14 protein-coding genes and 1 rRNA gene are annotated in these 24,673 nt (G+C 49.4%); 1 reads left to right on the top strand and 14 read right to left on the bottom strand.

What is annotated here, in order from left to right; translation table 11 throughout:
- A 16S ribosomal RNA gene (locus ACQSGY_RS30320) occupies positions 1–75 on the bottom strand; the annotation flags it as partial.
- A 578-nt stretch (positions 76–653) separates the two neighbouring features.
- Here ACQSGY_RS30320 and ACQSGY_RS30325 point away from each other — a divergent pair.
- Positions 654–2,039 (top strand): molybdopterin-dependent oxidoreductase, encoded by a 1,386-nt coding sequence (locus ACQSGY_RS30325; protein WP_427182322.1) that lies wholly within the window; start codon positions 654–656, stop codon positions 2,037–2,039.
- 171 nt (positions 2,040–2,210) lie between these two features.
- On the opposite strand, the gene ligA is transcribed toward ACQSGY_RS30325, so the two are convergent.
- From ligA to ACQSGY_RS30390, 13 genes are all read right to left on the bottom strand, one after another.
- Positions 2,211–4,223, bottom strand: a complete 2,013-nt coding sequence (ligA, locus tag ACQSGY_RS30330) for an NAD-dependent DNA ligase LigA (protein WP_427182324.1) — start codon at positions 4,221–4,223, stop codon at positions 2,211–2,213.
- A gap of 117 nt (positions 4,224–4,340) precedes the next feature.
- Positions 4,341–6,713 carry a DNA helicase PcrA gene (gene pcrA, locus ACQSGY_RS30335; protein ID WP_188593725.1) on the bottom strand — a complete coding sequence of 791 codons (2,373 nt, stop codon included), beginning with the start codon at positions 6,711–6,713 and terminating at the stop codon, positions 4,341–4,343.
- A 630-nt stretch (positions 6,714–7,343) separates the two neighbouring features.
- Positions 7,344–8,030, bottom strand: coding sequence for a heptaprenylglyceryl phosphate synthase (locus ACQSGY_RS30340; protein WP_373288525.1), 687 nt, complete (start codon positions 8,028–8,030; stop codon positions 7,344–7,346).
- A gap of 224 nt (positions 8,031–8,254) precedes the next feature.
- A complete protein-coding gene (locus tag ACQSGY_RS30345; RefSeq protein WP_427182326.1) occupies positions 8,255–9,130 on the bottom strand; it encodes a phosphatidylinositol-specific phospholipase C/glycerophosphodiester phosphodiesterase family protein in 876 nt (291 codons plus the stop codon).
- A gap of 142 nt (positions 9,131–9,272) precedes the next feature.
- Positions 9,273–10,154 (bottom strand): dTDP-4-dehydrorhamnose reductase, encoded by an 882-nt coding sequence (rfbD, locus tag ACQSGY_RS30350; protein WP_427182328.1) that lies wholly within the window; start codon positions 10,152–10,154, stop codon positions 9,273–9,275.
- Positions 10,151–11,176 (bottom strand): dTDP-glucose 4,6-dehydratase, encoded by a 1,026-nt coding sequence (gene rfbB / locus ACQSGY_RS30355; RefSeq protein ID WP_427182329.1) that lies wholly within the window; start codon positions 11,174–11,176, stop codon positions 10,151–10,153. The genes rfbD and rfbB overlap by 4 nt, the downstream gene beginning before the upstream one ends.
- Before the next feature lie 68 nt (positions 11,177–11,244).
- On the bottom strand, positions 11,245–11,790 hold the full coding sequence (rfbC, locus tag ACQSGY_RS30360) for a dTDP-4-dehydrorhamnose 3,5-epimerase (RefSeq protein WP_216519084.1): 546 nt from the start codon (positions 11,788–11,790) through the stop codon (positions 11,245–11,247).
- Between the two features lie 250 nt (positions 11,791–12,040).
- Complete coding sequence (gene galU / locus ACQSGY_RS30365; protein WP_427182336.1) at positions 12,041–12,919, bottom strand: UTP--glucose-1-phosphate uridylyltransferase GalU; 879 nt, start codon at positions 12,917–12,919, stop codon at positions 12,041–12,043.
- Between the two features lie 132 nt (positions 12,920–13,051).
- On the bottom strand, positions 13,052–16,849 hold the full coding sequence (locus tag ACQSGY_RS30370; protein ID WP_427182331.1) for an SNF2 helicase associated domain-containing protein: 3,798 nt from the start codon (positions 16,847–16,849) through the stop codon (positions 13,052–13,054).
- Between the two features lie 285 nt (positions 16,850–17,134).
- A complete protein-coding gene (locus ACQSGY_RS30375; RefSeq protein WP_184184803.1) occupies positions 17,135–19,648 on the bottom strand; it encodes a U32 family peptidase in 2,514 nt (837 codons plus the stop codon).
- Between the two features lie 446 nt (positions 19,649–20,094).
- On the bottom strand, positions 20,095–21,990 hold the full coding sequence (locus ACQSGY_RS30380; RefSeq protein ID WP_427182333.1) for a stalk domain-containing protein: 1,896 nt from the start codon (positions 21,988–21,990) through the stop codon (positions 20,095–20,097).
- Between the two features lie 42 nt (positions 21,991–22,032).
- Positions 22,033–23,202, bottom strand: coding sequence for a S1C family serine protease (locus ACQSGY_RS30385; RefSeq protein ID WP_427182337.1), 1,170 nt, complete (start codon positions 23,200–23,202; stop codon positions 22,033–22,035).
- 320 nt (positions 23,203–23,522) lie between these two features.
- Positions 23,523–23,735: a hypothetical protein gene (locus ACQSGY_RS30390; RefSeq protein WP_111273485.1), complete on the bottom strand. Its 213-nt coding sequence runs from the start codon at positions 23,733–23,735 to the stop codon at positions 23,523–23,525.
- Positions 23,736–24,673: the final 938 nt, after the last annotated feature.

Consider the following 24,673-nt stretch of genomic DNA (forward strand, 5'->3'; position numbering starts at 1 on the left):
TCAAGTCCGCTCGACTTGCATGTATTAGGCATGCCGCCAGCGTTCGTCCTGAGCCAGGATCAAACTCTCCAATAAAGATGAATTTCGTCAGCGTGGTTAAGCGCTGTGAAACTCATCGGGGTATTGAAAAGAGCGATAAGCTCATTTTGAATCTGACGATTCATTTAAAACATTGTTACTATCCATTTGTTCAGTTTTCAAGGAACTTGTTCACCCTACCTTCTGTTGACTTTTGCCAACCAGACAGGAATGCTATCATAACATGTCAACTTATCTTCTGTCAACATTATTTTTCATCAATCTTCAAAGCAATTCGACTTTCATCTGTTTGAAGCGACAAGAAATAATATATCATGCTGACAATCTTTTAGCAAGCACTTTATTCAATTTTTATCATATTCATTGATATAAGCAGTATCCTTCATATTTATTTGATGGAAGTGATCCAAAAACTTTATAATAAGGTATCTTAAATTAGAGGAAGTGCGCTGAGCTTTTATACCCAAATATGCCCCTTTACTCAGCATACAGCTTTTTTCAACTTATCCCTTCATATATGTCTCTCTTTACTAAACAACTGTCATTGTACATCTATTTCGTTTAAGGTGTTGGCCTGCGAATTCCCCCAAATCCATAACGCGAGGTGAATACATATGAAGCAATGGTTAAAAACAATCCGCAAGGGTTATGGTAAAAAGCTGGTCTCCATTCATGCCTGGAATGCGTGGATTGTTGTTATTCTCGCCGTTTCTGGTCTCATGTTGATTGGAGGCTTCTGGCGTGAAACGCTGGGCATTGGTCGTGTATGGTTAAAATGGCTGCATATCGCTGTTGGTCTCGCTATGCTTGTCCCTGTAGTGTATTACTTATTTCTTGCCAGCAAGCACTGGAAGCAGCTTCGCAATAAGCCATGGCAAAAGGCAAATACACTCATCGTGCTGGCCCTTCTGATCGGCTGGTTACTTTCAGGTCTTGTCTTGTGGCAGTTCAAGCTCGCTGGGCCAAGCTGGTCAAACGCCGCGCTTCTCATTCATGACCTGCTCACTTGGGTAGGTTTACCTTATATCATCTATCATTCCATCACACGCACACGATGGTTAAAGGACCCTGCACGACTCACGATCCAGACTAACGAATCTTCAGCACACAGTCCAGGTGTACAATATGCGGCTAATTCCTTCCCTGTAACGGATAAGCCAGATACACGGAACACACCAGCAGCGATATCTTCTGCACGTGCAGAGAGCGATGGCAGCAGAACCTCCGCATCAAAGATGGAAAAGCCGCAGCCCGTGTACACTCGTCGCGCTTTTATCCGCTCTGCCGTTGGCGTAGGACTCGCGGTTACGCTTGGGCCAACCTTTGTATCGTGGATCGGCAAAAATCTCAAGTACGATAACAGCATAGACAGCATGCTGGAGAACGATCCCAACCAGATGATTCCACTGCCGCAGCCATCATCCGGTTCTTCTCCCCCGATTGGTGGCGGAGCTGAAGGTCATTTTCGCGTATACACGGTTACCCCTATTCCATCCTTCTCCAATGCCAACTGGTCGTTTCGTATGGATGGACTGGTGGAGCGTGCACAGATCTGGAATTGGGAGCAATTTGTCAAGCTTGCACGGACTGTGCAGATCAGCGACTTTCACTGTGTAACAGGCTGGTCTGTGTATAAAAATACGTGGGAAGGCATCCCGCTGAAGCATTTTCTGGAGAAAGCCGGTGTAAAACCAGGAGCGCACAGCGTCAAGTTTTATTCAGGTGACGGCGTGTATACAGATGCCATCACGATGGAGCAGGCAGAGATGGACGATATTATGGTCGCTGTCATGCATGACGGCAAGCCTATTCCTGCTGACCTTGGTGGCCCCGTACGCCTGATCATTCCACAGATGTACGCCTACAAATCGGTCAAGTGGCTAAACCGCATCGAGATTATTGACAGCGAGCATATCGGCTATTGGGAAGAACGGGGATACGACAAGGATGCCTGGTTACCCGGGGTTTCTCAGCGTTATCCGGATACCAGTGGTTCATAGAACGGTGGATCGGCGAGGCGAGTTTTTACAACCTACCACCACTACCACTATACAAAAAAAGAAGCCTCCAGACACACGTCATATCCGTGGTGCTGGGGGCTTCCTTTTTGTCATCCCTTACGATTCATTATCTCGTATGCAGGAACAAATGAGTTTCGTCTGCTTCATCTGTTACGAATTCAACAAACGTACCAGTTCATCCTCATCCTCGATGGTCGGAATGCCGAGATCATGAGCCTTCGTTAATTTGCTGCCCGCCTTCTCTCCGGCAATGACGAGGTCTGTCTTTTTGGATACACTGCCTGTAACCTTCGCACCAAGCGCTTCAAGTTTCTGTGTGGCCTCTTCACGCGTCAGCTGATGCAGCGTTCCTGTGAGTACGACCGTTTTTCCACTAAAGAAAGAATCCTCTGCCACAACTGCCAGCGCTTCAGGTGCCTGTGCTTTGACGCCCAGATTCAGCATCTTCTCAATTGCCGCTTGAGTGAACGGATCAGCGAAGAAATTAACAATACTCTCTGCTACAATTCCACCCACGTCTGGCAGCTCGACCAATTCCTCTACGGTGGCGTTCATGATTGCATGCAAATCACGATAGTGATCGGCGAGCATACGTGTAGTCGATTTTCCTGTGTTCGGGATTCCCAAGGAATAGAGGAACGAGGCCAGGTCCCGATCTTTACTTTGCTCAAGCGCAGCAAGAAGGTTATTTGCTTTCTTTTCGCCAAATCGCTCCAGCTTCACCAGATCATCAAACTGCAATGTATACAGGTCAGCCGGCTCGCGCACGTTTAATTCATCATAAAGCTGAATGGCCGTTTTCTCACTAAACGTCTCGATATCCATCGCATCCCGTGAAGCAAAATGGGAAATACGAGCTACCGTCTGTGGTTTGCAGGCAAGCTTGTTGTTACAGAACAAATGCGCTCCACGCTGCTCCAGAGGGAAGCCGCACGCAGGACACTGCTCAGGGTAGATGATCTCTTCGCCGTCATTTTCTTCAGTCACTTTGCCGAGAATCTCGGGGATAACATCATTGGAGCGACGAATAAAGACGCGTGAACCGAGCGCATACTTCAGATTTTTACGTTCAATATCGCCCACATTGTTCAGCGTACAGTTTTGTACAGTCACTCCCGCAAGCTCGACAGGCTCTACTCGCGCCAGTGGAGTCACTTTGCCGGTTCGTCCAACATTCCACACCACTTCGTTCAGCACGGTTGTTGTCTCTTCCGCTTCGAACTTGTAGGCTACTGCCCAGCGAGGGAACTTGTCCGTATAGCCCAACACTTCACGGGTCCGCATATCTGTCAGCTTGATTACAGCTCCATCAATCAGGTAATCCAGCTGTCCGCGGTTTTCCTGAATGGCTGCGAGCTGCTCCATCACATCGTCAAACTCATGGAAGTAGGTAATGGATGGATTCACTTTGAAGCGGTTATGCCGCAGGAAATCCATCATTTCCTGATGTGTGGCGAACTGAATATGATCCGAATATCCAATGTTATAAAAATAGGCATTTAATCGACGCTCAGCCGTCGTTTTCGGATTCAGGTTGCGCAGCGCACCTGCCGCTGCATTCCGTGCATTTTTGAGCGGCTCGGCAGCCGTTTCATTGTATCGGTTCAGAACAGAGAGATTCATGATGCCCTCGCCCTGCACTTCAATGGTGCCGTCCGTATACGGAATTTTGAGCGGAACAGACTTGATCGTTTTGACCTGAGCCAAAATCCCTTCGCCCACCGCCCCGTTACCACGCGTAGAAGCCTGCACCAGTTCACCATTGGTATATGTCAGGTTCAAGGTGAGTCCATCAAATTTCAACTCAATGACATAACCCGGGTCCGGCAGGGGATTCTCCGGGTTTTTGCTGTTGTAGTCATTGACCAGCTTCAGAACACGTGTATTCCAGCTGCGAAGCTGCTCAATGTTCTGTGCTTTGTCCAGACTCCACAATGGGGATAAATGACGATGCGGGGTGAATCCTTTCAGCAGTTCGCCCCCTACACGTTGTGTAGGAGAATCGGGCAGTACGATGCCGCTCTCCTGCTCCAGCGCAACCAGTTCATCATACAGCAGGTCATACTCCTTATCACTGATCTGCGGCTGATCCATTGTATAGTACTGATAATTATGCTGGTTCAGCTCGGTAACGAGTTGCTCCATCCGGTGCATCGGGTCCATATCGGGCCATCCCTCCGTAAATTTAATATATGTAGAACGAACATGCCTACTGCTCAAACGAACATGGAAGTATCAATTTCCTGGCAGTTCGATAAGATACAGTAGGCCGTTTCATTCTTATTCCACTTTGGTAATCGGGGCGAATCCGGCGAGCAGACGTTTCACGCCTACTGGAGCCGGGAAGGCGATCTGCAGCTCGGTGTCGTTACCGCTGCCTTTGACCGCTACGATGGTACCCGTTCCCCATTTGCCGTGCTGCACTTTGTCTCCTGCTTTGAAACCTGCCGCACTATCGGACGAGACAGATTTCGAAGCTGACGTTGGTGCTGCAGTTGCTGGACGCGAGGTGCTTGTTGTTACCCGTGACGTCGGTCCAGAGGATGCCATTGCTGATGACCCGCTGCGGCTTTGCTGTTCAAACAATTTGGTAGCACTTGCTGCCCTGCCACCGAAGTTGCTTCCGCCGCTAGAGCCCAGACCACGTCCACCATACGATCCACCACCTGTGCTGGAGCCACGGCGATACCGATCACGTGCGATAGACGTATCTTCCTTCAGCTCATCCGGAATTTCATCGAGGAAACGAGATGGCGGATTGGCCGTTGTACGTCCAAACAAGGTACGCATCTGCGCACAGGACAGGAACAGCTGCTCTTCTGCACGTGTAATACCGACATAAGCCAGACGACGCTCTTCCTCCAGCTCTTCGTTATCCATAAAGGCCCGGCTGTGCGGGAAAACCCCTTCCTCCATACCAATGATGAAGACAACCGGGAACTCCAGACCTTTCGCACTGTGCATGGTCATCAATGTGACCGCATCGCTCTGATCCTCTTCATCATCGTTCATGCTGTCGATGTCTGCAATGAGTGCCAGATCGGTGAGGAACGAAACGAGCGTTTTGTCTTCATTATTTTTTTCAAATTCCATCGTTACCGACAGAAACTCTTCAATATTCTCCAGCCTTGCGCGAGATTCAATGGTATTTTCCTTCTGCATCTCGTCACGATACTGGCTCATCTCGAGAATCTTCTCCGTCAGCTCCGTCACCGAGAGGTATTCGACCATCTGGTGAAGCGCCGCGATCATATCATAGAATTCTACCAACGCATTACGTGTGCGACCAGCAAAACCAAGATCATCCACCACCTGTAATACGCGGAAAATGGAAACCCCACGCTCTCCCGCTGCCGCTGCCAGCTTCGCTACGGTTGTATCCCCGATACTGCGCTTCGGCACATTAATAATACGGGTTAAGCTTATATCATCATCCGGGTTGGACAACAGACGCAAGTAAGCGAGAATGTCCTTGATCTCTTTCCGATCATAGAACTTGATGCCGCCGACAATCTGATATGGAATGTCTGACTTGATCAGAATTTCCTCGATCACCCGGGACTGTGCATTCGTACGATACAAAATCGCGTGATGCTGATAGGATTTGCCGTTTTTCACATTTTTACTAATCTCCGAAGTGACAAAATACCCTTCATCATGCTCGGAATCCGCGCGGTATACTTTGATCTTCGAGCCGCCTTCTTTGTCCGTCCACAGCTTCTTCGGCTTACGGCCCGTATTCAGGCCAATCACTTCATTCGCTGCATTCAGGATATTGGAAGTGGAACGATAATTTTGCTCCAGCATAATCGTTTGTGCTTCAGGGTAGTCTTTTTCAAAGTTAAGGATGTTGGAGATGTCCGCTCCACGCCAGCGATAGATCGACTGGTCACTATCCCCTACGACACAGATGCGATGATGGCTGTCAGCCAGCATGCGGCATAGCATGTACTGTGCACGGTTCGTATCCTGATACTCGTCGACATGAATGTACTGGAATTTCTTTTGGTAAAAATCAAGCACTTCCGGCACTTCCTTAAACAGCTGAATCGTCGCCATAATCAGGTCGTCAAAGTCGAGCGAGTTGTTGGCTCTTAACCGCTTCTGGTACATCGTATACACCTTCGCTACAATGCCTTCGAAATAGTCGCCAGCCTGCTTCTCGTATTGCTCAGGGCTAATCAGTTCGTTTTTGGCTGTGCTCATCATTGCCTGTACGGCTTTCGGTTCAAACTTCTTCGTATCAATATTCTGATCCTTCATACAGCTGCGAATGACGGATAGCTGGTCCGATGAGTCCAGAATGCTGAAGTTGGATGTAAAACCGATGCGTTCAATGTCTCGGCGCAGAATGCGCACACACATGGAGTGGAATGTGGATACCCAGATGTCACGGCCCTGTGAGCCGCCTACCAGCTGGGATACCCGATCCTGCATCTCCCGGGCCGCTTTGTTCGTAAACGTAATCGCCAAAATGCCCCACGGGGGTGCTTTCCGTGTTGCGATGAGATAGGCGATCCGGTGTGTCAGCACCCGGGTTTTGCCCGAGCCGGCACCGGCCATAATCAGCAATGGCCCATCGGTTGCCTCCACAGCTTGGCGTTGAGGCGTATTCAGCCGCGCGATGGCGTCATGTATATTTACAGGTTGCATGCATGCATGCTCCTTTCGTTGGTTGATCAGTATAAGGGGGCATGGGGTTACACTTGTCACTCCGAGTGCAGTAGCATCTTCCGGTCGCAGTTATTCCCGAATTTTTGAATATAAGATCTATACAATTTGAACTAAAGTAGGTTTACCCGGACACTCCGATGACAGAACAACCTTCCAATCGCTGTTATCCCCAGATTTTTTTAATTCCATTTTGCAAGGGGAAAATCCGGTGATAAAGGCGATCGCTTCGCTTTTCCAGGTTTTTTCTGTCCTCTCCGTTCACGTGTAAATGAATGGTTCAACTTATATAGTGGTAAAAATTCAGGAATAAAGGCGAAAACTTCGTTTTTTCAGATTCTTCTGCACTCTCCGTTCGCGTGTAAACATAGTTTCCTTAGACTTTGGGTGTAGTTAGAAACAACAAGAAAACTGTAGTAGCTTTTCAGTTTTATAATGAAACTTCGTTGTTGCATTACTTCTGAGCTCTGCAATTGTGCATAAACCATAAATCGTAAATACAATTGTGGTAAAAGGTTTAAAATCCCGAGTGCGATATTACCTCGTTATAAGGGCAAAGTTCTATTTTAACAGATTCAAAGAGGATTGTGGGGGTTTGGTAAACTAAACCGTTCAGGCGCTGCCTTTCACAGCTTGTACCGTCTCCAATGCCTGACTTAAATTGCTGTACACGATATTGCCAACAACAACGGTATCAGCAGCTTGAGCCGCTTGTCCTGCTTTCTCGGCTGTATCAATTCCACCGCCATAAATGAGGTGTGCACGCTCCAGCTGTCTATGTGTCTCGCTGACCAGCTCCATATCACCAAATGTTCCGCTGTACTCCATATATATAATGGGCAGATTCAGCAGCCGTTCTCCAGCCTGAGCATAGGCCGTCGCAGCCTCTGTAGTCAGTTCCGTATCTGCTCCGGTTAACCTCGCCACCGTAGAGTCCGCATGAAGCACAATATACCCTTCGGCAATCAGCATATCCCACGGAATCAAATAGCCGTAACGTTCAATTGCGCGCTGGTGTTGTCCAATGATCCACTGGCTGTCCGTTGTGTTGAGCACCATCGGAATCAAATACCCGTCAAACCCGGGCACAACCGCCTCCAGATCGGATACTTCCAGCATACAGGGCAGCTCGTAACGGCGAACCCGGGACATCAAATCGACGGTATTATCATACGTGATTCCTGATGAGCCGCCGATGATAATCGCATCGGTCCCTGACATGCATACCTGGTCGAGTGCATCGTCCGTAATTTCCCGGTCCGGGTCGAGCTTAAATACGTGTCTCCACTGCTTAATCATGTCTATCAACGAACATTCCTCCAGAGGTTCTTCTGCATCCTTAAAAGCTTGTAAACTAAGTCTAAGTCAGCAGGCAGCAGGTGTCAATGTTCGTATAAAAAGGCGAACAGAAAAACACAGACTTTTCCCTGTTTTTAACCTCAAATAAGTCTGTGTCCAGAATATTAAGCTTTTCTATTTTCTTTATGTCGGTCCAACTTTTCTTAATCTCCGCCCTAATGCGTTTAAGGTTTCCAGGCAAATCTGGTGTTCATCTCTTCCATTTCCTGCTCGGTGAGTACGTCGGAGTACACCCCGTACACTCCCCATTTCTCATAATTCGCCACCTGTTTGGTATCGTTGATCGTATGCACGTAGGTGACGGCTCCCGCCTTCTTCAGCCGGGCAACGAAGTTCTGATTCACTTTATACTCGGGCATCGTTACGGCATCAATATCATTATTTTGCACAAACTGCACGACCTGATCCTCTGTGTCCTGTGTGGCATACAGCGTGTATATGATGGAAGGGAATGGATAGACCTCCTTGACCTTCTCTAGCATCGGTTCATTATAAATCTGCACCACGACTCGGCTTAAAGCAGACGGATCATGTTTCTTCCCTGCATCAACCAGCGATTGAAGCACCTGCTGGATATCTTCGTCCTTTTGCTCCTTGGTGTCGGTGACGATATACATGTCGGGGTACTTGGACAACACGTTCATAATGCCATCCGCATCCATAGGCTGGTACATGCCCAGAATGGGTGTGTTCATAAATTCATCATGAGTAAGTGCTCCGGCCTGCTTCTGTTCAGGCAATTCTTCATCCTGTCCCAGCATTTTGCTCATATTGGCGGTCCACTCATGCCTGGCTACAGCCACACGATCAGAGGTTAGCATAAAATCAATCTCAAATACTCTCGTGCCTTTCTCGTAATTGGCAATCATCGCTTCATATGCATTGGTATACGGCTGTTCCCGAATGCTTCCCATCGCATGGGCAATCAAACGATAGTTGGCAAAGCCGTCGCGTCCTTCCTCACTCTGGCTGTCATGCGCCAGGAATAACGTTCCTACCGTAACAAGCAGCAATGTCAAAACAGCAGCGATTCGTTTCATATGATGTTCACATCCTTATGTGTCACATTGCATTCTCATTTTGGTAACTAACTACCCGAATTGGATCAGAACAAAACAAAAAACCGCTCTGAGGCGGCGCTACAAGCATTTGATTTATCACAAATATTCAGAATTTTTCATTTTAATTGGACTGCTCCACCTTCAACTCATGTAAAAATGCAATCAATGCTTCTCTCCAGTGCCTCATCGGTTGAAGGCCATTTATGCGAATACCTAGATGATCCATCACGGAGTACGCCGGACGTGGAGCAGGACGCGGGAATTGAGCTGTGGTGCAAGGCATGAGATTGGCTGACACTTCGATAACGCCGTGTCTGCTTGCTTCTTCTGCAATCGCTTGGGCAAATTCAAACCAGGTACAGCTTCCCGAATTAGAAGCATGATAAATGCCATATTGTTCACTTAACGCGAGTTCAGACACTAATCGTGCAAGATCAACCGTATACGTTGGTGAGCCCTGTTGATCGTGTACCACTTGCAGCTCCGGACGCTTTACCATCAGATCCAGCATGGTTCTAACAAAATTTTGGCCGTGACGTCCAAACACCCATGAGGTACGGATAATAAACCATCGTGTGCTCAGACTCTGAACCAGCAGCTCCCCGGCCAGCTTCGACTTGCCGTATACACTTTGTGGATTGGTAATATCGTATTCCTGATAGGGTGTGTCACTCGTCCCGTCAAAAACATAATCGGTGCTGATATATACCAGTTTGGCTTTTACTTTCTCCGCAGCAACTGTAATGTTACGTGTACCCACGGCATTGATCGCAAAAGCTGTATCCACATCTGATTCCGCTTGATCTACTGCAGTGTAGGCAGCACAGTGAATAATAATATCAGGACAGAACGCTCCTACCTGCTTTATACACTGCTGCTGATCTGTAATGTCCATCTGATCCCGATCACAGGCAAGTACGTCATGACCGGATGCTTCGAACATTTTCACAACATCATATCCCAGCTGACCGGCTGCTCCTGTCACGATAATTCGATGCTTCATACGCCCGAATCACCCGTCTGCTTGCCGTACTGGAGCTTCACATAATCCTGATACGCGCCAGACTGCACTCTTGCCATCCAATCCTGATGATTCAAATACCACTTTATCGTCTCTTTAATGCCTGTTTCAAAATGATGAACCGGTTTCCAGCCGAGCTCCCTCTGCAGCTTTGTCGGGTCGATGCCATAGCGCCGATCATGTCCCAGCCGGTCCTGTACATACTGAATCAGACTTGCCGGCTTGCCAAGCTGCTCCAGTACCGTTTCAACAATATGAATATTTGTTCGTTCATTGTTGCCGCCGATATTGTAGACCTCTCCTGATGTCCCCTGGTGAATGACAAGATCAATGGCACGACAATGATCCTCTACATAAAGCCAGTCTCGAATATTCAGGCCGTCACCGTATACAGGGATGGCTTCGTTGTTCAATGCACGGGCGATAATGAGCGGAATAAGCTTCTCTGGGAATTGAAATGGACCATAGTTATTGGAGCAGCGTGTAATGTTCACGGGTAGACCAAAGGTTTCATGATAAGCTCTGACGAGCAGGTCCCCCCCGGCTTTACTCGCTGAATACGGACTATTGGGCATCAAAGGTGTCTCTTCCGTGAAAAGTCCTGTCGGTCCAAGAGAACCATACACTTCATCGGTAGAAACCTGTACAAATTTGGTGATCTGATATTTCTTCGCTGCATCCAGCAGAACCTGTGTACCCATCACATTGGTACGGACAAAAACATCGGGAGACAAAATGCTGCGATCGACATGAGATTCCGCGGCAAAATTGACAACCACATCGATGCCTTGTGCAAAAATGTTCTCCATTTGCTGCACATCCGCTATGTCAGCTTGAATGAAAGTATGGCGTGCATTGGATTCAATCGACTTCAGATTTTCGAGATTGCCCGCATACGTCAGCGCATCCACGTTGATAATTTCGTAGGTCGGATGCTCTTGAAGCATATATAAAACAAAGTTGCTGCCAATAAAGCCGGCTCCGCCTGTAACCAGTAATTTCATGCTGTCTCTCTCCCTCTGCTAAAATATAACGCCTATCTGAAAAGTACTTTATCTTCGTTATTCATGCATTAAAAATTAAGCTCTGCATCCTGAAGCACAGGATGTTTCTGATCCTTATCGGATAAGATCGGTTCCGTTACGGGCCAGTCGATTGCAAGTGCGGGATCTTTCCAAAGAATGCCGCGGTCATGTTCAGGTGAATAATACGCATCCACCTTGTAAACCACTTGTGTATTGGGAACCAATGTGCAGAAGCCATGGGCAAACCCTTGGGGAACTAACAGCTGACGCTGGTTGTACGCACTGAGTATGACACCTTTCCACTGACCGAATGTCGGCGAAGCTCGGCGAATATCCACGATGACATCGTACACCGCTCCGGATATCACTCTCACCAGTTTGGTCTGAGCTTTCGGATGAAGCTGATAATGAAGCCCTCGCAGCACGCCCGCCTGTGCCGACAAGGATTGATTATCCTGAATAAACTCATAATGTATCCCGTGCTGCTGCAGCATCTGCTCATTATAGCTCTCCATAAAATAACCGCGATGATCTCCGTATACCTTCGGCTCCAGTATAGCTGCGCCCTTCATAAAAAGCGGAATTACCTTCATGTCATCCCCCCGCTCTGCTCTCTTGCACAGTATTTCTTCATATTGGTTATGTATATGTGAGCAGATCGCCAAGTGTTTGTTCATTCGCCTTAGTAAAATATAAAAGCCCAGCCGAATTGTCATTAGCGACTGGGCTGGGATGAAGGAATAAAATGAGAGATTCATGCAGGAATAATGCAGTATTAGTACAACTAACATGCATACGCCTGAATCTAAATCCGATATATGCAAAATAAAAGCATCCGGCCACTTATCGATGATTGACGATTCGTTCCAGATACTTCAGCAGATCCTCCCGCAGATCGGGGCGCTGCAATGCATAGTGTATGGACGTTTGGATAAAACCTAACTTCTCACCCACGTCATGGCGCAGACCCTCAAAATGATAGGCCAGAATCTGACGCTGTTCGTTCAGACGAGACAGAGCATCTGTCAGCTGAATCTCTCCGCCTACACCGATAGATTGTCTGCCCAATATGTCGAAGATGTCCGGCGTAAGAATGTACCGACCCATTATCGCCAGATTGGAAGGGGAGTCTTCCGTTTTCGGTTTCTCGATTAAACGGCGGGCGCGGAAGACACGTTCATCCGTGGGAGTCAGCAGCTCTCCGTCCACGATACCGTAACGGGATACCTCGTTCCAATCAACCGGCTGCACGCCGACGATGGGAGATTGCAGCTCATCGTAGACTTCAATCATCTGCTGCAAGCATGGGTGGTCCGCTTCCACAATGTCGTCCCCAAGCAGGACGGCAAACGGCTCATTGCCAATAAACTTGCGGGCACACCAGATGGCGTGACCCAGTCCTTTGGGTTCCTTTTGCCGAATATAATGAATGTCTGCCATCTCGGAAGGTTTGCGTACCTCGTTCAGCAGGTCCCACTTCTGTTTGTCCGCCAGGTTCTGTTCCAGTTCAAAGGAATAATCAAAGTGATCCTCGATCGCCCTTTTCCCTTTTCCCGTCACGATAATAATATCTTCAATTCCGGAAGCAACCGCTTCTTCAATAATGTACTGAATCGTTGGCTTGTCCACGATGGGCAGCATTTCTTTGGGCATGGCCTTGGTGGCAGGCAAAAAACGGGTTCCCAGCCCGGCGGCTGGGATGATCGCTTTGCGAATACGTATAGGAAACACTCCTTTGGCTGCATTAGTAGGATGGTATAGCAACTGCACGATCATTCGGTTGGGATAAGAGATACATTTCTCTATACATTACCATAAATAATTGACAATCGTTGTATAAAAAACAGACTTGCTCTAAACCATCAACAGCTCGCGTATATCCTGCTCGGACAATGTCGTTGATCCCCCGTCGCCCGGTTCGATCACCTCGGCAATCAGATCCTTCTTGCGCTGCTGCAGCTCCAGAATTTTCTCTTCAATGGTGCCCTCCGTGACCAGACGAATCACCTGGACGACCTGTTTCTGACCCATCCGGTGCGCACGTCCAATGGCCTGTTCCTCGACCGCAGGGTTCCACCACAGATCATATAAAATGACAGTATCTGCTCCCGTCAGGTTGAGCCCGGTTCCACCAGCCTTGAGCGAGATGAGGAACAGCTCCGCTTCCCCCTCGTTAAACCTGCGGCACATATCCACCCGGCTCTGGGCAGGGGTCTGTCCATCCAGATAGAACAGGCTGTTTCCTTGTGCTGAAAGGGTCTGACGTATGAGGTTAAGCATGCTTGCAAACTGAGAGAAGATCAAAATCCGTTTACCCGCGGCCAGACAGTCCTGAACGGTCTCAAGCAGCTGCTCCATTTTGCCCGAATCCCCCTGATATCCATCTACAAAAAGAGCCGGGTGACAGCATAACTGACGCAGACGGGTGATTCCGGCCAAAATTTTGATCCGATTTTTCTGGAAGCCGTTATCCTCCATATCTTTCGTCGTTTCATCCTGAAGCTGAGACAGATAAGCCGCGTACAGCTTTTTCTGCTCCACCGTAAGCTCGGAGCGCTGCACTGTCTCGATACGATCCGGCAGCTCTTCCAGCACGTCTTTCTTCAGGCGGCGCAGTATGAACGGCCTTACCATCCGCGAGATGCGTTCCGGCGGCAGATCACGAAATCTTCTGTAGCTTGGGAACAGCCCAGGGAATATCGCTTCAAAAATAGACCAAAGCTCATCCAGCGAATTTTCCACGGGTGTGCCTGTCAGGGCAAAACGGCGAGGGGCCTGAATCTGCTTGACGGCCTGAGCCGTCTGGGAGGACGCATTTTTGATCGCCTGTGCCTCGTCCAGAATCAGCGTATGGAAGGTGCGGCCCAGATACGTATCCAGATCACGGCGCAGCAGCGGGTATGATGTCACAACGACGTCTGCCTGATCCATATCCTCCAGCATGCTGGCACGTTCGTGCTTTTGCCCCGCGGCAATCAATACGTTCAGATGCGGAGCAAACCGCGCAAACTCATTCGCCCAGTTGTAGGTCAACGAAGCGGGAGCAACAACCAGAATCGGCGGATGAGTGGTGCGTGTGCGGATGGTTAAACCGTCCTGCTTAGAGATATGCCATCCGTTTGGTGATGTACTGGCGGCGTCCATTGATATCTGCCTATGCTCATCTATTAACAAGCTTTGAGTCAAGCGGCTGCCTGCTTCCGAATCTGTGCCCAATGCCGCTTGGATCGCTCGCGCCTCCTGCTCATATACGGGCTTCTCCTGCAGCGATGCGGTGATATAGGCGATGCTTTGCAGCGTTTTTCCCAATCCCATATCATCAGCCAGAATGCCGCCAAACCGATAATGCGCCAGTGTGCGAAGCCATTGATACCCGCTCGCCTGATAATCGCGCAGGACAGGTTCAAGGGTCTGAGGCAACGGGAAATCCATCCGATCGGGATCACGCAGATCATCGAGGAAACGTTTGAGCGAGCCTCCCCATTTCACATGACCGGATACCTCGTCTCGGCTTGGAAGCTGCAAAGCCCTTACTGCAGGCAGCCGGATATGGCTGCTCTGGATGTCTCCTGCCTCCAGCCCAAGCGCATCAGCCATCTGCGCGAAGCTGCTCGCGCCATCATGTTCAAGTGACAGGAACACACCGCTTCGCAGGCGGAAGAAAGCTTTCTTTTCCACAATGCTGCGCATCAGCTCCTGCAGCTCCTGCTCATCTACTCCCTCCATCTCGAAGGAAATCTCCAGCCAGTCCAGTCCTTTCCCCAGATCAGCACGCACCTTCGGCGGTACTGGATGAGCCGGCATCATCGCTTTCACCGCATTGGGCATGTAGATATCCGCCAGCTTCTCCAGTTCGGGTAAAAGGTGATACAACACATCATAGATCGCGTCCTCGCGCTCACTTGCCCAGACACTGCCCTCGCGCTCCAGAAAGGAGCGGTCCAGCCGCTCAATCAGATTGCGTTCCTTGAAGCGGTCGCGGATCAGAATAACATTCTTTTCTTCTTCCTGGATCAGATACTCTGCCAGCGGGTTAATCACCATTACACCATAATCAAATTCCAGGCGGGCTGTAATGCGTTCCCGGTAAAAGTCGATATACAGCTTCGGTGTCAGCTCAGGCTCGGCAATCCGCTCACGCACACGTGAATCAATCGATAGATGCCCCAGTGTCCTCAATTCCGGTACAACATGCTGCACAAACTCATCCACCTGCTGCGCCGATATATCAATACTCTCTTTGATTCCATAAGACGTGAGCGCACTGCTAAGGTCCTCCAGACTCCGGATCTGCATCGGCTCCAGCATATAGAACTGGCCTTCGAGCACCGCTGCATCATACGCCGGAAGCAGGATCAGCTCACGCAGTCCCGATACCTCCAGCTGATATCCTTCATTAGCCCCCTCTGCAATTCGGTAAAACAAGGGCAATGCTCCTTCTGCCACAGCAAGCGGCCCGTTAGCCAGTCCCGCTCCCTCCATCCGACTGTCAGCCTGCAAAAGCAGCTCTAACAGCGGTTTCCAGATCATAGGCGCGATCAAAATATCCCTTCCGTCCGAAGCCCCCAAATACCCGGAAATCGACTGTCGGTATGCTTCTTCACTCTGCTTCATGCGAATGAGCATGGATAGAATCGATTGATCCCGGGCATTAAACACATGCAGCAGCGGATCATAATGGAACAGCTTGGTGAAGGACATCGGCTCGCCCTTTTCGACACAGCTCAGAAACTGCTTGACCTTCTGTACAACATAGAGACGTTTGTTGCCCACCTTTAACTCAAGCGCAAGCTTGGCTCCTCCGCGAGAAACGTGCACCAGCTTGCAGATGAACTGAACCTGAAGCTCCTCACGCAGCATGGAACGAGTGACTGGTGCCGTATATTTTTGCTCCCGTTCATGCGGCAATCTGCGCTCTTTGGCAAACATGGACAAAATCTGATCTGCTGTACGGTAGGACGGTTTATCCGCGGAACGCCCCCAGCCTGAAGCAGAGCTTGGACGACCCGCCTGCGCAAAGGGAGACGGCGATAACGCCTCCGGCTGTTGCCGCGGTTCTTCCCGCTGAGCCCGTGCAGATGCTGGAGAGTCGATGCCTACACGATGAGATGTCGCTGACGGTTTAGAGGATGCATACCTGACCTCGTCTGATGATGCCGACGTCCAACTGGATGAAGACTTTGATAAAGAAGGGAGCGAGGATGCGGATAAAGCCGATGTTGAAATCGAATATGAATCTAAAGTTGAATTTGAAGCTGAAGTTGATAATGACGTTGATGGAGACGCTGTGTAAGGCCGTTCCCATGTCTCTTCTTCGACCAGTGTACCTACTTTTGATGGCCCCTTGCTGCTTGATGGCTCTGGCGTGTCCGCACGTTCATGTATCGCGAGCAAAACAGCGGCAATATGCTTGCAGTAGTCATAGTAGTTGCCATATGCCGGGCAATCGCAATGTGCTTCAATCTCTCCCGCATCATCCAGATCAACCTGCACCTTATACGACTGGGTGCCCCGGACAACTGCCTCATAATGACACCCGTCCTCACTCACCGTCAGTTTGCCAATCCTGCCCGACTGTTGATATTCTTCTCCGCGTTTAAATGCCGTAACTCCGCACAGCAATTTGATATCCATTATCGTAAATGGCACCATACTTCACACCTCCTTGACTGCAGATGCCCCTTTTATAGAAAAAACCCCAAGAGCTCCGTAAAGCAGAGATTGGGGTTGCTTATTTAAGTTGAAATAAGGAAGTTTACACGTGCACTTCGATGACAGAATAACCTTCCAATCGCTGTTATCCCCAGATTTTTTTGATTCCCTTTTGTAAAGGGGAAAATCCGGTGATAAAGGCGAACGCTTCGCTTTTTCAGGTTTTTTCTGTCCTCTCCGTTTTTGTGTAAAAAATAGTTCAACTTATTTAGCTTGTTGTTGCATTTATTTTACCAATTGACCGCGTGTAACGCCGAGCTGGTTTGTTGCTTTCAGTGTTTTCCATACTTGCGTACCGCTGATTTCGCCGCGCAGTGCACGGTTGTACAAGTCGATAACTTCTTTCACTTGCTCTGGTGTCTCTTCAAGGAATTCGACGCGGTAACGGGATACACCCAGATCCATGAAGTTGGTCAGGTACTCGGCACCTGACTGTTCTACTGCGTTATAGACCGTGTTACGGCAGCCTTCATCAACACGTACCGGGTGAGACATACCAATCCGGTCCTGCAGGGATGCCCGTTTCTCCTCACAAGGGCGACCACAGTTCGTATAGTCCGTACCTTCACTCATAAACGTACAGTATACGCAGTGCTCAGTATGGAACATCGGCAGATGCTGATGAATAACGACTTCCGTCTGGCTAGTACGAGAGTTGCCGAGCAGATCAACCATCTGTTGAATGTTCAGGTCGTACGATGGTGTGATCCAGTCACAGCCCGCTTCCAGGAACAATTCAACCGCCTTGTGATTGGCAATGTTCAGGGAGAAGTCACCGATCAGCTGCGGATGCTTCGCGTCCGGGTTCATTCTGCGGTGACGCAGATAGAAATACAACGCACCTGTGTTGCGTACCAACACGGCATCCGGCTCCAAACGCAGGATGTTGTTGTGGTAGCCGTTCTCGCCAGGCATGTGGATGCGCGGTGTAGCCAGCGCAATTTTGCGGCCAGCCGCATGCACAGCTTCCACCGCTGCCGGGAACTGCTTGATGAACTCGAAGTCGGCGTAGATCATGCCGACGCCCGCCTCCAGCGCTGCCTCCACTTGTGGCAGGCTGCGGCACAGCGCGGTCAGCTCCGCTTGACCGCGAGCTACTGGCGATGCCGGTTGTACCGCATCGCCGTATACGTCCACCGCCCGTTTCACGTAGACGGGCGGTTTCGGGCGCTCGCCCGCGAGTTGTTCAACCGCCTGACGGCGAATATTATTCAACTCGCGCATCGGGATGATGACGTCACCGTGCAGGTTGACGTCCAGTTCCTCCAGCTGGAACACAGTGCCGCCGAGACGTCCGAATTGCTCCTCGAGCAATTCATGGGTCATCGGACGTTTCTGGGCAATGTCCAGTTCCATCTCCGAATCTACGCGTACGGTTGTGCCCTTCTGCACGTCGGTCCACCACGTGCTGAGCGGCTGGCCCGGGCTGCCGATGACTTTGACTTTGACCGGGAAGACCCGATAAGGCTTGTCGGTCTCAAAGGTTTGGCGCAGACGTTTGTCGAGCGCAGGGTCATTCGTTTTCCATACCTTGTCGCCTACCTTCACGCGGCGCAGGTCCACATCACTGCGACCTGGCACGAGGTCTACGATCCAGCCCTCGCCAGCTTCGCCTTCGATCTTCACACCTTTGCGGCGTACATCATATACACGTCCGCCTTCTTCTTTTTTCGTTGGATCACCCGCGTCAAATACAATGCCGTCTCCACGCTTTACAGGTGCATCCAGCTTCAGCACAACACCGTCACGCAGCACTTGATCTACCCGACCAAGGTACACGCCGCGGCTTTTCGGGAACGTACCGTCCACCAGTTTTTTGTTGTTGATGCCATCCAGGAAGCCGTGTGTAAATCCACGCGAGAAGCTTTGCTGCAGCTCACGGATTTCTTCTTTGCTTGCTCGTGTATTGTCACCGTCAAAATAACGGTCAATCGCTTTACGGTATTTGCTAACGACATTCGCTACGTACTCCGGCGTTTTGAGACGGCCTTCGATTTTGAAAGACGTCACGCCCGCTTCGATCAATTCCGGCATAATATCAATGGCTGCCAGGTCTTTCGGAGACAACAGGTATGCCACATCCCCCATCGGCTGGTGCACACCATCCACCATAAGGTCATAGGGCAAACGACAAGCCTGCGCGCATTCCCCACGGTTCGCGGAGCGTCCGCCCCACATTTCGGAGGTCAGGCACTGACCGGAATAAGACACGCAGAGTGCGCCGTGCACGAATACTTCCATTGGAAGTTTGGCCTGCTCGCCGATCTTCTGGATCTGCTTCAGATTGTTCTCCCGTCCGAGTACGACACGTTCCATGTCAAACGGCTTGGTAAACTCCACCGCTTCAGGCGAAGTAATCGTCATCTGCGTGGAACCGTGAATCGGGAAATCCGGTGAAATCTCGCGAATGAGCTTGACCAGACCCAAATCCTGTACAATAACGGCATCCACACCTGCATCCACGCAGGCATCGATCAGTTCCTTGGCATCTTTCAATTCATTTTCAAAAATCAATATATTAAAGGTCAGAAAGCCTTTTACGCCATAACTGTGCAAAAATGCCATAATCTCCGGCAGCTCGTCCATGCGGAAATTGTTCGCGCGTGCACGTGCATTAAACTTTTCGACTCCGAAGAAAATCGCATCCGCTCCATTGGCTACCGCCGAACGCATGCAATCCCAGTCCCCTGCCGGTGCCAGAAGCTCAACGTCTTCTCTTCGTATTGTTGCTGTTTTCATGTAGATCCTCCCCATACCGGCCTGTGCCGATGTTCTTCCCTTGGTACCTGAATTTCGGTACGTCTGCATTGCTGTCAACGTCAAGTATCGCGATATCTATACATTATGTCTGTATTGCCTGAAATTCAGGCTTACAGTCTCTCTATTTATGCAATCAGTAGTAATAACTCCTGAACTAGTATAGTGTACCACTTCTGCACTGACTCTTCTACGCTTTCCTGAAAAAACCGTTTATCCAGGGCATGTCTTGAAACCTGCTGAGATGCATCTTTTACCACCTTTTCGCCTCTTGCTGCGCATTTTTCCCTTGATGTACCCCGGCACGCCTGCGGTAAACTTCCTGGATTGGAACGAAATTTCGGCAAAATTGGCTGCCTTCAGCGTTTTCAGACACACCTAAAAAACCGGAAGGTCCTCAGACCCCCCGGCATTATTTCTGGTTCACCTTATTTAATAAAAGTAAATGAGTTCACTGCCTTCTCCAGCATATCCGCCTGGACCTGCGTATGATTGGCATCATTCAAACCTGTGGTGATCGTATACGTCGTACCATTCTTCTCAAACACAATCTGACGTCCGGTATACGGCACGCCCTTGTCTGATTCATGATACGTGAAGGAGAACGCCAGTACTCCAGCAAAGGTCAGCTCTTCACTACGAATCAGATTAAAGCTCTTCCGGGTTTTGGCTGCCTCGGCATACGCCTCTCTCAGCTGACTAACCGTCATCTCGATGGATTTGTCCTCCGTAGCCGCAATCGATAATTCCCCACCCGTAAAGGTATAAATGACAGGCGAGCTTTCAAACTTATCACTGTACGGTGTCCAGTAGCGCGGGATATCGACGCTGTAATGGTAACGCTTGGACGTGCGAGTGATTGTTTTCGTTTTGTCTGTCAAATATGGATCTTCATCCAACTGACCAAAGTTATCTTCAACCATGTCGAACTCGATCTCGATGCTCTTCATAATGCGTTCAAACCATGCCCGGTCATCCTTCTGTTCCTCAGGGAAGGTATACTCCACATAATAACGATACCCGTTCTTCTGTAAAAGAACGTCGAACTCCGTCTGCCAGCCCGCGCCGAAGTTATAACGGAACTCGTTCACCTCCGCCGTTTCACCGTATATCTCTGTCTTGAAGGAGCCTACCTGTTCATAGCTTTCGGGCGTAAACGTATCACTCATCCACTTGTGCAGCTGGTCACTCCAGTCTTTCACCGTTGCCCCGGCCTTGGCAGAAGTCACGCGAAGCTGCAGATAAGCACCGTCCTCGCCTTCATATACCATGTTTTTATTATCCATGGACCAGCCTGCCGGAACCTTCAAGCCGATACCGTAATCCTCATTCCATACCGCACGCATGCCATCTTCTACCGTTGAAAGGTCCTTGATCGTGCGATCGGACTGTGCGTAGCTTGGCTCAAAGGAATTCAGCAATGAAGCGTGCTTGCCCAGATCCTTGTAATTCGTTGCTTCATAATCCGCTAAATAAACATCATATTGACGCCCATCATGGACATACTGACGGAGCTCCCATAACAGACCATCCATATCTTTGACAACGACACGTGCATACGGTTTGTTCTTAGCAGCTACGGCTTCACGATCCAGGATCGTATCTCCCGACTGTTTAGCCACCTGTACAAGCTGTGTCAGCAGGTCGTCCGCATCCAGTGCTACATTCTGGTCGCTCACGTACACTTCCAGATAATAGCTTTCGTCCGCTGCTCCAAAGGTCATCATGCTTTCCTGCTCGCTGGATTGCAACACAAGCAGATCAGCCGGGTAATGGATGGACCAGCCATAGTAGCTGTTGCCGATACGTGTTTTCCCCTTGTCCAGATCAATGCCGCTATCATCTGTCTCCTCACCCGTTTGCAGCAGACGAACGACAATCTCCCCCGAGCTGTTCGGTGCCATTGTGGCTCCGATACCAGTAGCTACCGGGCGAAGCGGAACCATCAGGACACCATTCACCATTTTGGGCGCTGCACCCAGCTCCACTTTGATGCCATCAATCCAGGCGATAGGGCTGTTTATCGTCAAGGCCGCCACATGCGGGCCTTGTTTGATTTTGATTACGTCATTTTTCTCGAGCACGATCTCACTGCCAAATGCCTTCTTGAACACCCCGACAGGTACCATGGTTACCCCTTGAATCACAAGGGGTTTCGTAATATTTTGTTTCTTGCCGTTGATAAAAGCACTGGTGCTTCCTGCTTTGACCCGCAGCTCGCTGGTAACCAGATCATCCGATGCCCACACCGGCAGAGCTGTTCCAGCCAACAACGCCCCCGCCAAAACAGCCGTGCTTAACACACGTAACCATGACTTCTTCATTCCGTTCATTCGTCCTCTCTACATCCGGTTACTTGCCGGCTCTTATTCTTCTTCGTCTGCCAAAAGTGAATCATCCGCCTCGTCCAGCAGGTCTGCACGATCAGCAAGGACCAAGGTGCGGGTAACGATATCTCCATCGGTTTGCACCAGCAGCTTCACTTTTTGTCCAGGCAAGTAGGCTTTCAGCAGCTCATTGATGTCTACAACCGAAGATACACGTTTGCCTGCTACGCTGTAGATGGCATCGCCTTCTTTAATTTTGGCCTTTTTGGCTTCCGGGCTCAGCACTTCCGTTACGGCCAGTGGATCTTCCGCAGGCAGGCCTACAATGGCGGACCAGCTCTCTTCCAGCTGCAGACCGAGGCTTGCCCGTTTGATTGTTCCATACTTGAAATATTGATTCACTACATAATTAACTGTATCTATCGGGATCGAAAATCCCATGCTCTCAATGCCCACCGCAGAGAATTTCATCGAGTTAATGCCAACGACTTCGCCCTTCAGGTTAACCAGCGGTCCTCCGCTGTTACCCGGATTAATGGCCGTATCCGTCTGAATGAGACGATAGGATGCTTCCACGCCGCGATTCAGACCACTAATGACACCGACCGTTGCCGAGTTACGCAATGAAAAAGAGATTGGAGTACCAATCGCAATGACCGTTTCACCCACAACCGCTTGCGAAGCTTTGGCAAATACAGCCGGTTTGAGCGACTTGGCATTAATTTTAATGAGTGCCAGATCACTTAACGGATCACTGAATGATTCGGTTATGTTATATGTATTGCCATCTGTCGTGACCACGACTGGATTGATCAGTCCATCAATGACATGGGCGTTGGTCACAATCCATCCATTCGACCGGATAATGACACCTGTACCATGCGCCAGATTGTAACGATCGTTATCCGTTCCATCCTGCCCCTCTGTTGATTGGCCAATAATGCCTACAACCGACGGAGATACCTTTTCAATTACTTTCGGAATGGCCGAACTTCCTTTATACGTATACGTTCCTGACTTCGAATCGTACTGCCCACTGCCGCCAAACATGTTCACCAGATCCTTGGTATTCACATACACCTGACCATCGATCACTTTCGCTTGCATGCCTGTTTTGGACGCCGCTGCACCAGCTGAAGCTGCCATCATACCGATGGAGAGCATCGCGACCATCATTATGGCTGCCGCTCGTTTCACTACCCTTTTCATCATTTCACCTGACCCTCTCTATACATCCTTCTTGCGCGACTGGACAGGTGATCCCTGGCCGAATCTATGATCTCTCTCATCTGCAATACTGGTATCCCTCAATGTATCATACAAATAATGGCTGTACAATCGTTTTAATTTTCGATTTAATTCGACAAAAATTGCAACTGGATTATTGAAAAACAACCATGAAAAAACACCTTCCATGTCTATCGTGGAAAGTGTTCGTTATTGCTACTGCATGTCCGTATGTCTGTTGTATGCTAGGATATTTGATACTGCTTTGTACTCCATTCCATTCTCACTACTTTTGTCTCGCGTTATGAACCAAACCAGCCCGTAATCATCGCATAGTCTGTCATCAAAAATACGAGCAAACTGACAACTGTAAACCCGATGGCAAACAGATTTTTCTTCGGTGCCCGCAGTAAACGGACCAATCCGATGAAGATCAGGATTGTAAACAGGATGACAAAGATATCAAATGCATTAAAATTCGATGTACTCGCCGTGGCAGCTTCTGCAAGCAGCATGGATAGACAGACCTCCTCACCATAGTTGAACAACTGATTAACGCATACCCTAAACTCTTCCTCTATGTTATCTGTACCCTGTTAGTAATGCAAGCCCTATCATCCAGAAAAATGAAAAAAATCCAGCCTGACCGCTCTGCCCACGAAAGCTCGCCCCCTCTTATATGTAAACACTTTCATTAAATCACTCGATTCATGAACATTTCGTATTTTTTGTCGACCATAGCTGTAACTGACGGCGGCGGCCCCTCGCTAAATCACATCCATTTCTTATCCCGGGAAGGCGGTGACTTTGGAAGATAACTCCGAAGTGGAAAATGAAGCTGAATTATGAGGAGTGTGTATAAACGCACTGTGCTCTATTTACGTTATTACGCTCGTTGGAGGTGTTCCTATGAAGACGTGGATTGGTGTGTGTGGGGTGTGCTCTGAGGACGTGGGATTGGTGCGTCGGCGGTGTGCTCTAAAGGCGGGGATCGGTGCGTGGGCGGTGTACTCTGATGACGGGGATCGGTGCGCGGGCGGTATGCTCTGAGGACGGGGATCGGTGCGTGGGCGGTGTACTCTGATGACGGGGATCGGTGCGCGGGCGGTATGCTCTGAGGACGGGGATCGATGCGCGGGCGGTGTGCTCTGAGGACGGGGATCGGTGCGTGGACGGTATGCTCTCAAGGCGGGGATCGGTGCGTGGTAGTCGTGGTAACTATCATGTTGGAGAGAAGAAGCGCTAACGATCTCCAGAAAGCTTATTTCGCCTAATATGACGTGTTTATAAATCTAACGAATCGAGGAAACCTTATTTTACTTAAAATCATCAAAACATAGCCTAATTCACGCATTTTTGTTGGAATAACGTTCCTAGTGTTGCTAGAATAAAAAGTGGACACCCGTTAACGGACGGAAGGATAATAAGAGGAACGGAGGTGTGTCCACATGGG

Origin of the sequence: Paenibacillus sp. TC-CSREp1 (assembly GCF_050171015.1) — a bacterium.
GTDB classification, from domain to species: Bacteria; Bacillota; Bacilli; order Paenibacillales; family Paenibacillaceae; genus Paenibacillus; species Paenibacillus silvae.

Bases quoted from the DNA above. Each gene is read 5' to 3' on its own strand.
- ACQSGY_RS30345 (WP_427182326.1), bottom strand. From the start codon at position 9,130: ATGAAACGAATCGCTGCTGTTTTGACATTGCTGCTTGTTACGGTAGGA.
- ACQSGY_RS30380 (WP_427182333.1), bottom strand. From the start codon at position 21,990: ATGAAGAAGTCATGGTTACGTGTGTTAAGCACGGCTGTTTTGGCGGGG.
- ligA (WP_427182324.1), bottom strand. From the start codon at position 4,223: ATGGACCCGATGCACCGGATGGAGCAACTCGTTACCGAGCTGAACCAG.
- ACQSGY_RS30390 (WP_111273485.1), bottom strand. From the start codon at position 23,735: ATGCTGCTTGCAGAAGCTGCCACGGCGAGTACATCGAATTTTAATGCA.
- ACQSGY_RS30375 (WP_184184803.1), bottom strand. From the start codon at position 19,648: ATGAAAACAGCAACAATACGAAGAGAAGACGTTGAGCTTCTGGCACCG.
- ACQSGY_RS30325 (WP_427182322.1), top strand. From the start codon at position 654: ATGAAGCAATGGTTAAAAACAATCCGCAAGGGTTATGGTAAAAAGCTG.
- ACQSGY_RS30340 (WP_373288525.1), bottom strand. From the start codon at position 8,030: ATGATTAAGCAGTGGAGACACGTATTTAAGCTCGACCCGGACCGGGAA.
- rfbD (WP_427182328.1), bottom strand. From the start codon at position 10,154: ATGAAGCATCGAATTATCGTGACAGGAGCAGCCGGTCAGCTGGGATAT.
- rfbC (WP_216519084.1), bottom strand. From the start codon at position 11,790: ATGAAGGTAATTCCGCTTTTTATGAAGGGCGCAGCTATACTGGAGCCG.
- ACQSGY_RS30385 (WP_427182337.1), bottom strand. From the start codon at position 23,202: ATGAAAAGGGTAGTGAAACGAGCGGCAGCCATAATGATGGTCGCGATG.
- pcrA (WP_188593725.1), bottom strand. From the start codon at position 6,713: ATGCAACCTGTAAATATACATGACGCCATCGCGCGGCTGAATACGCCT.
- ACQSGY_RS30370 (WP_427182331.1), bottom strand. From the start codon at position 16,849: ATGGTGCCATTTACGATAATGGATATCAAATTGCTGTGCGGAGTTACG.
- rfbB (WP_427182329.1), bottom strand. From the start codon at position 11,176: ATGAAATTACTGGTTACAGGCGGAGCCGGCTTTATTGGCAGCAACTTT.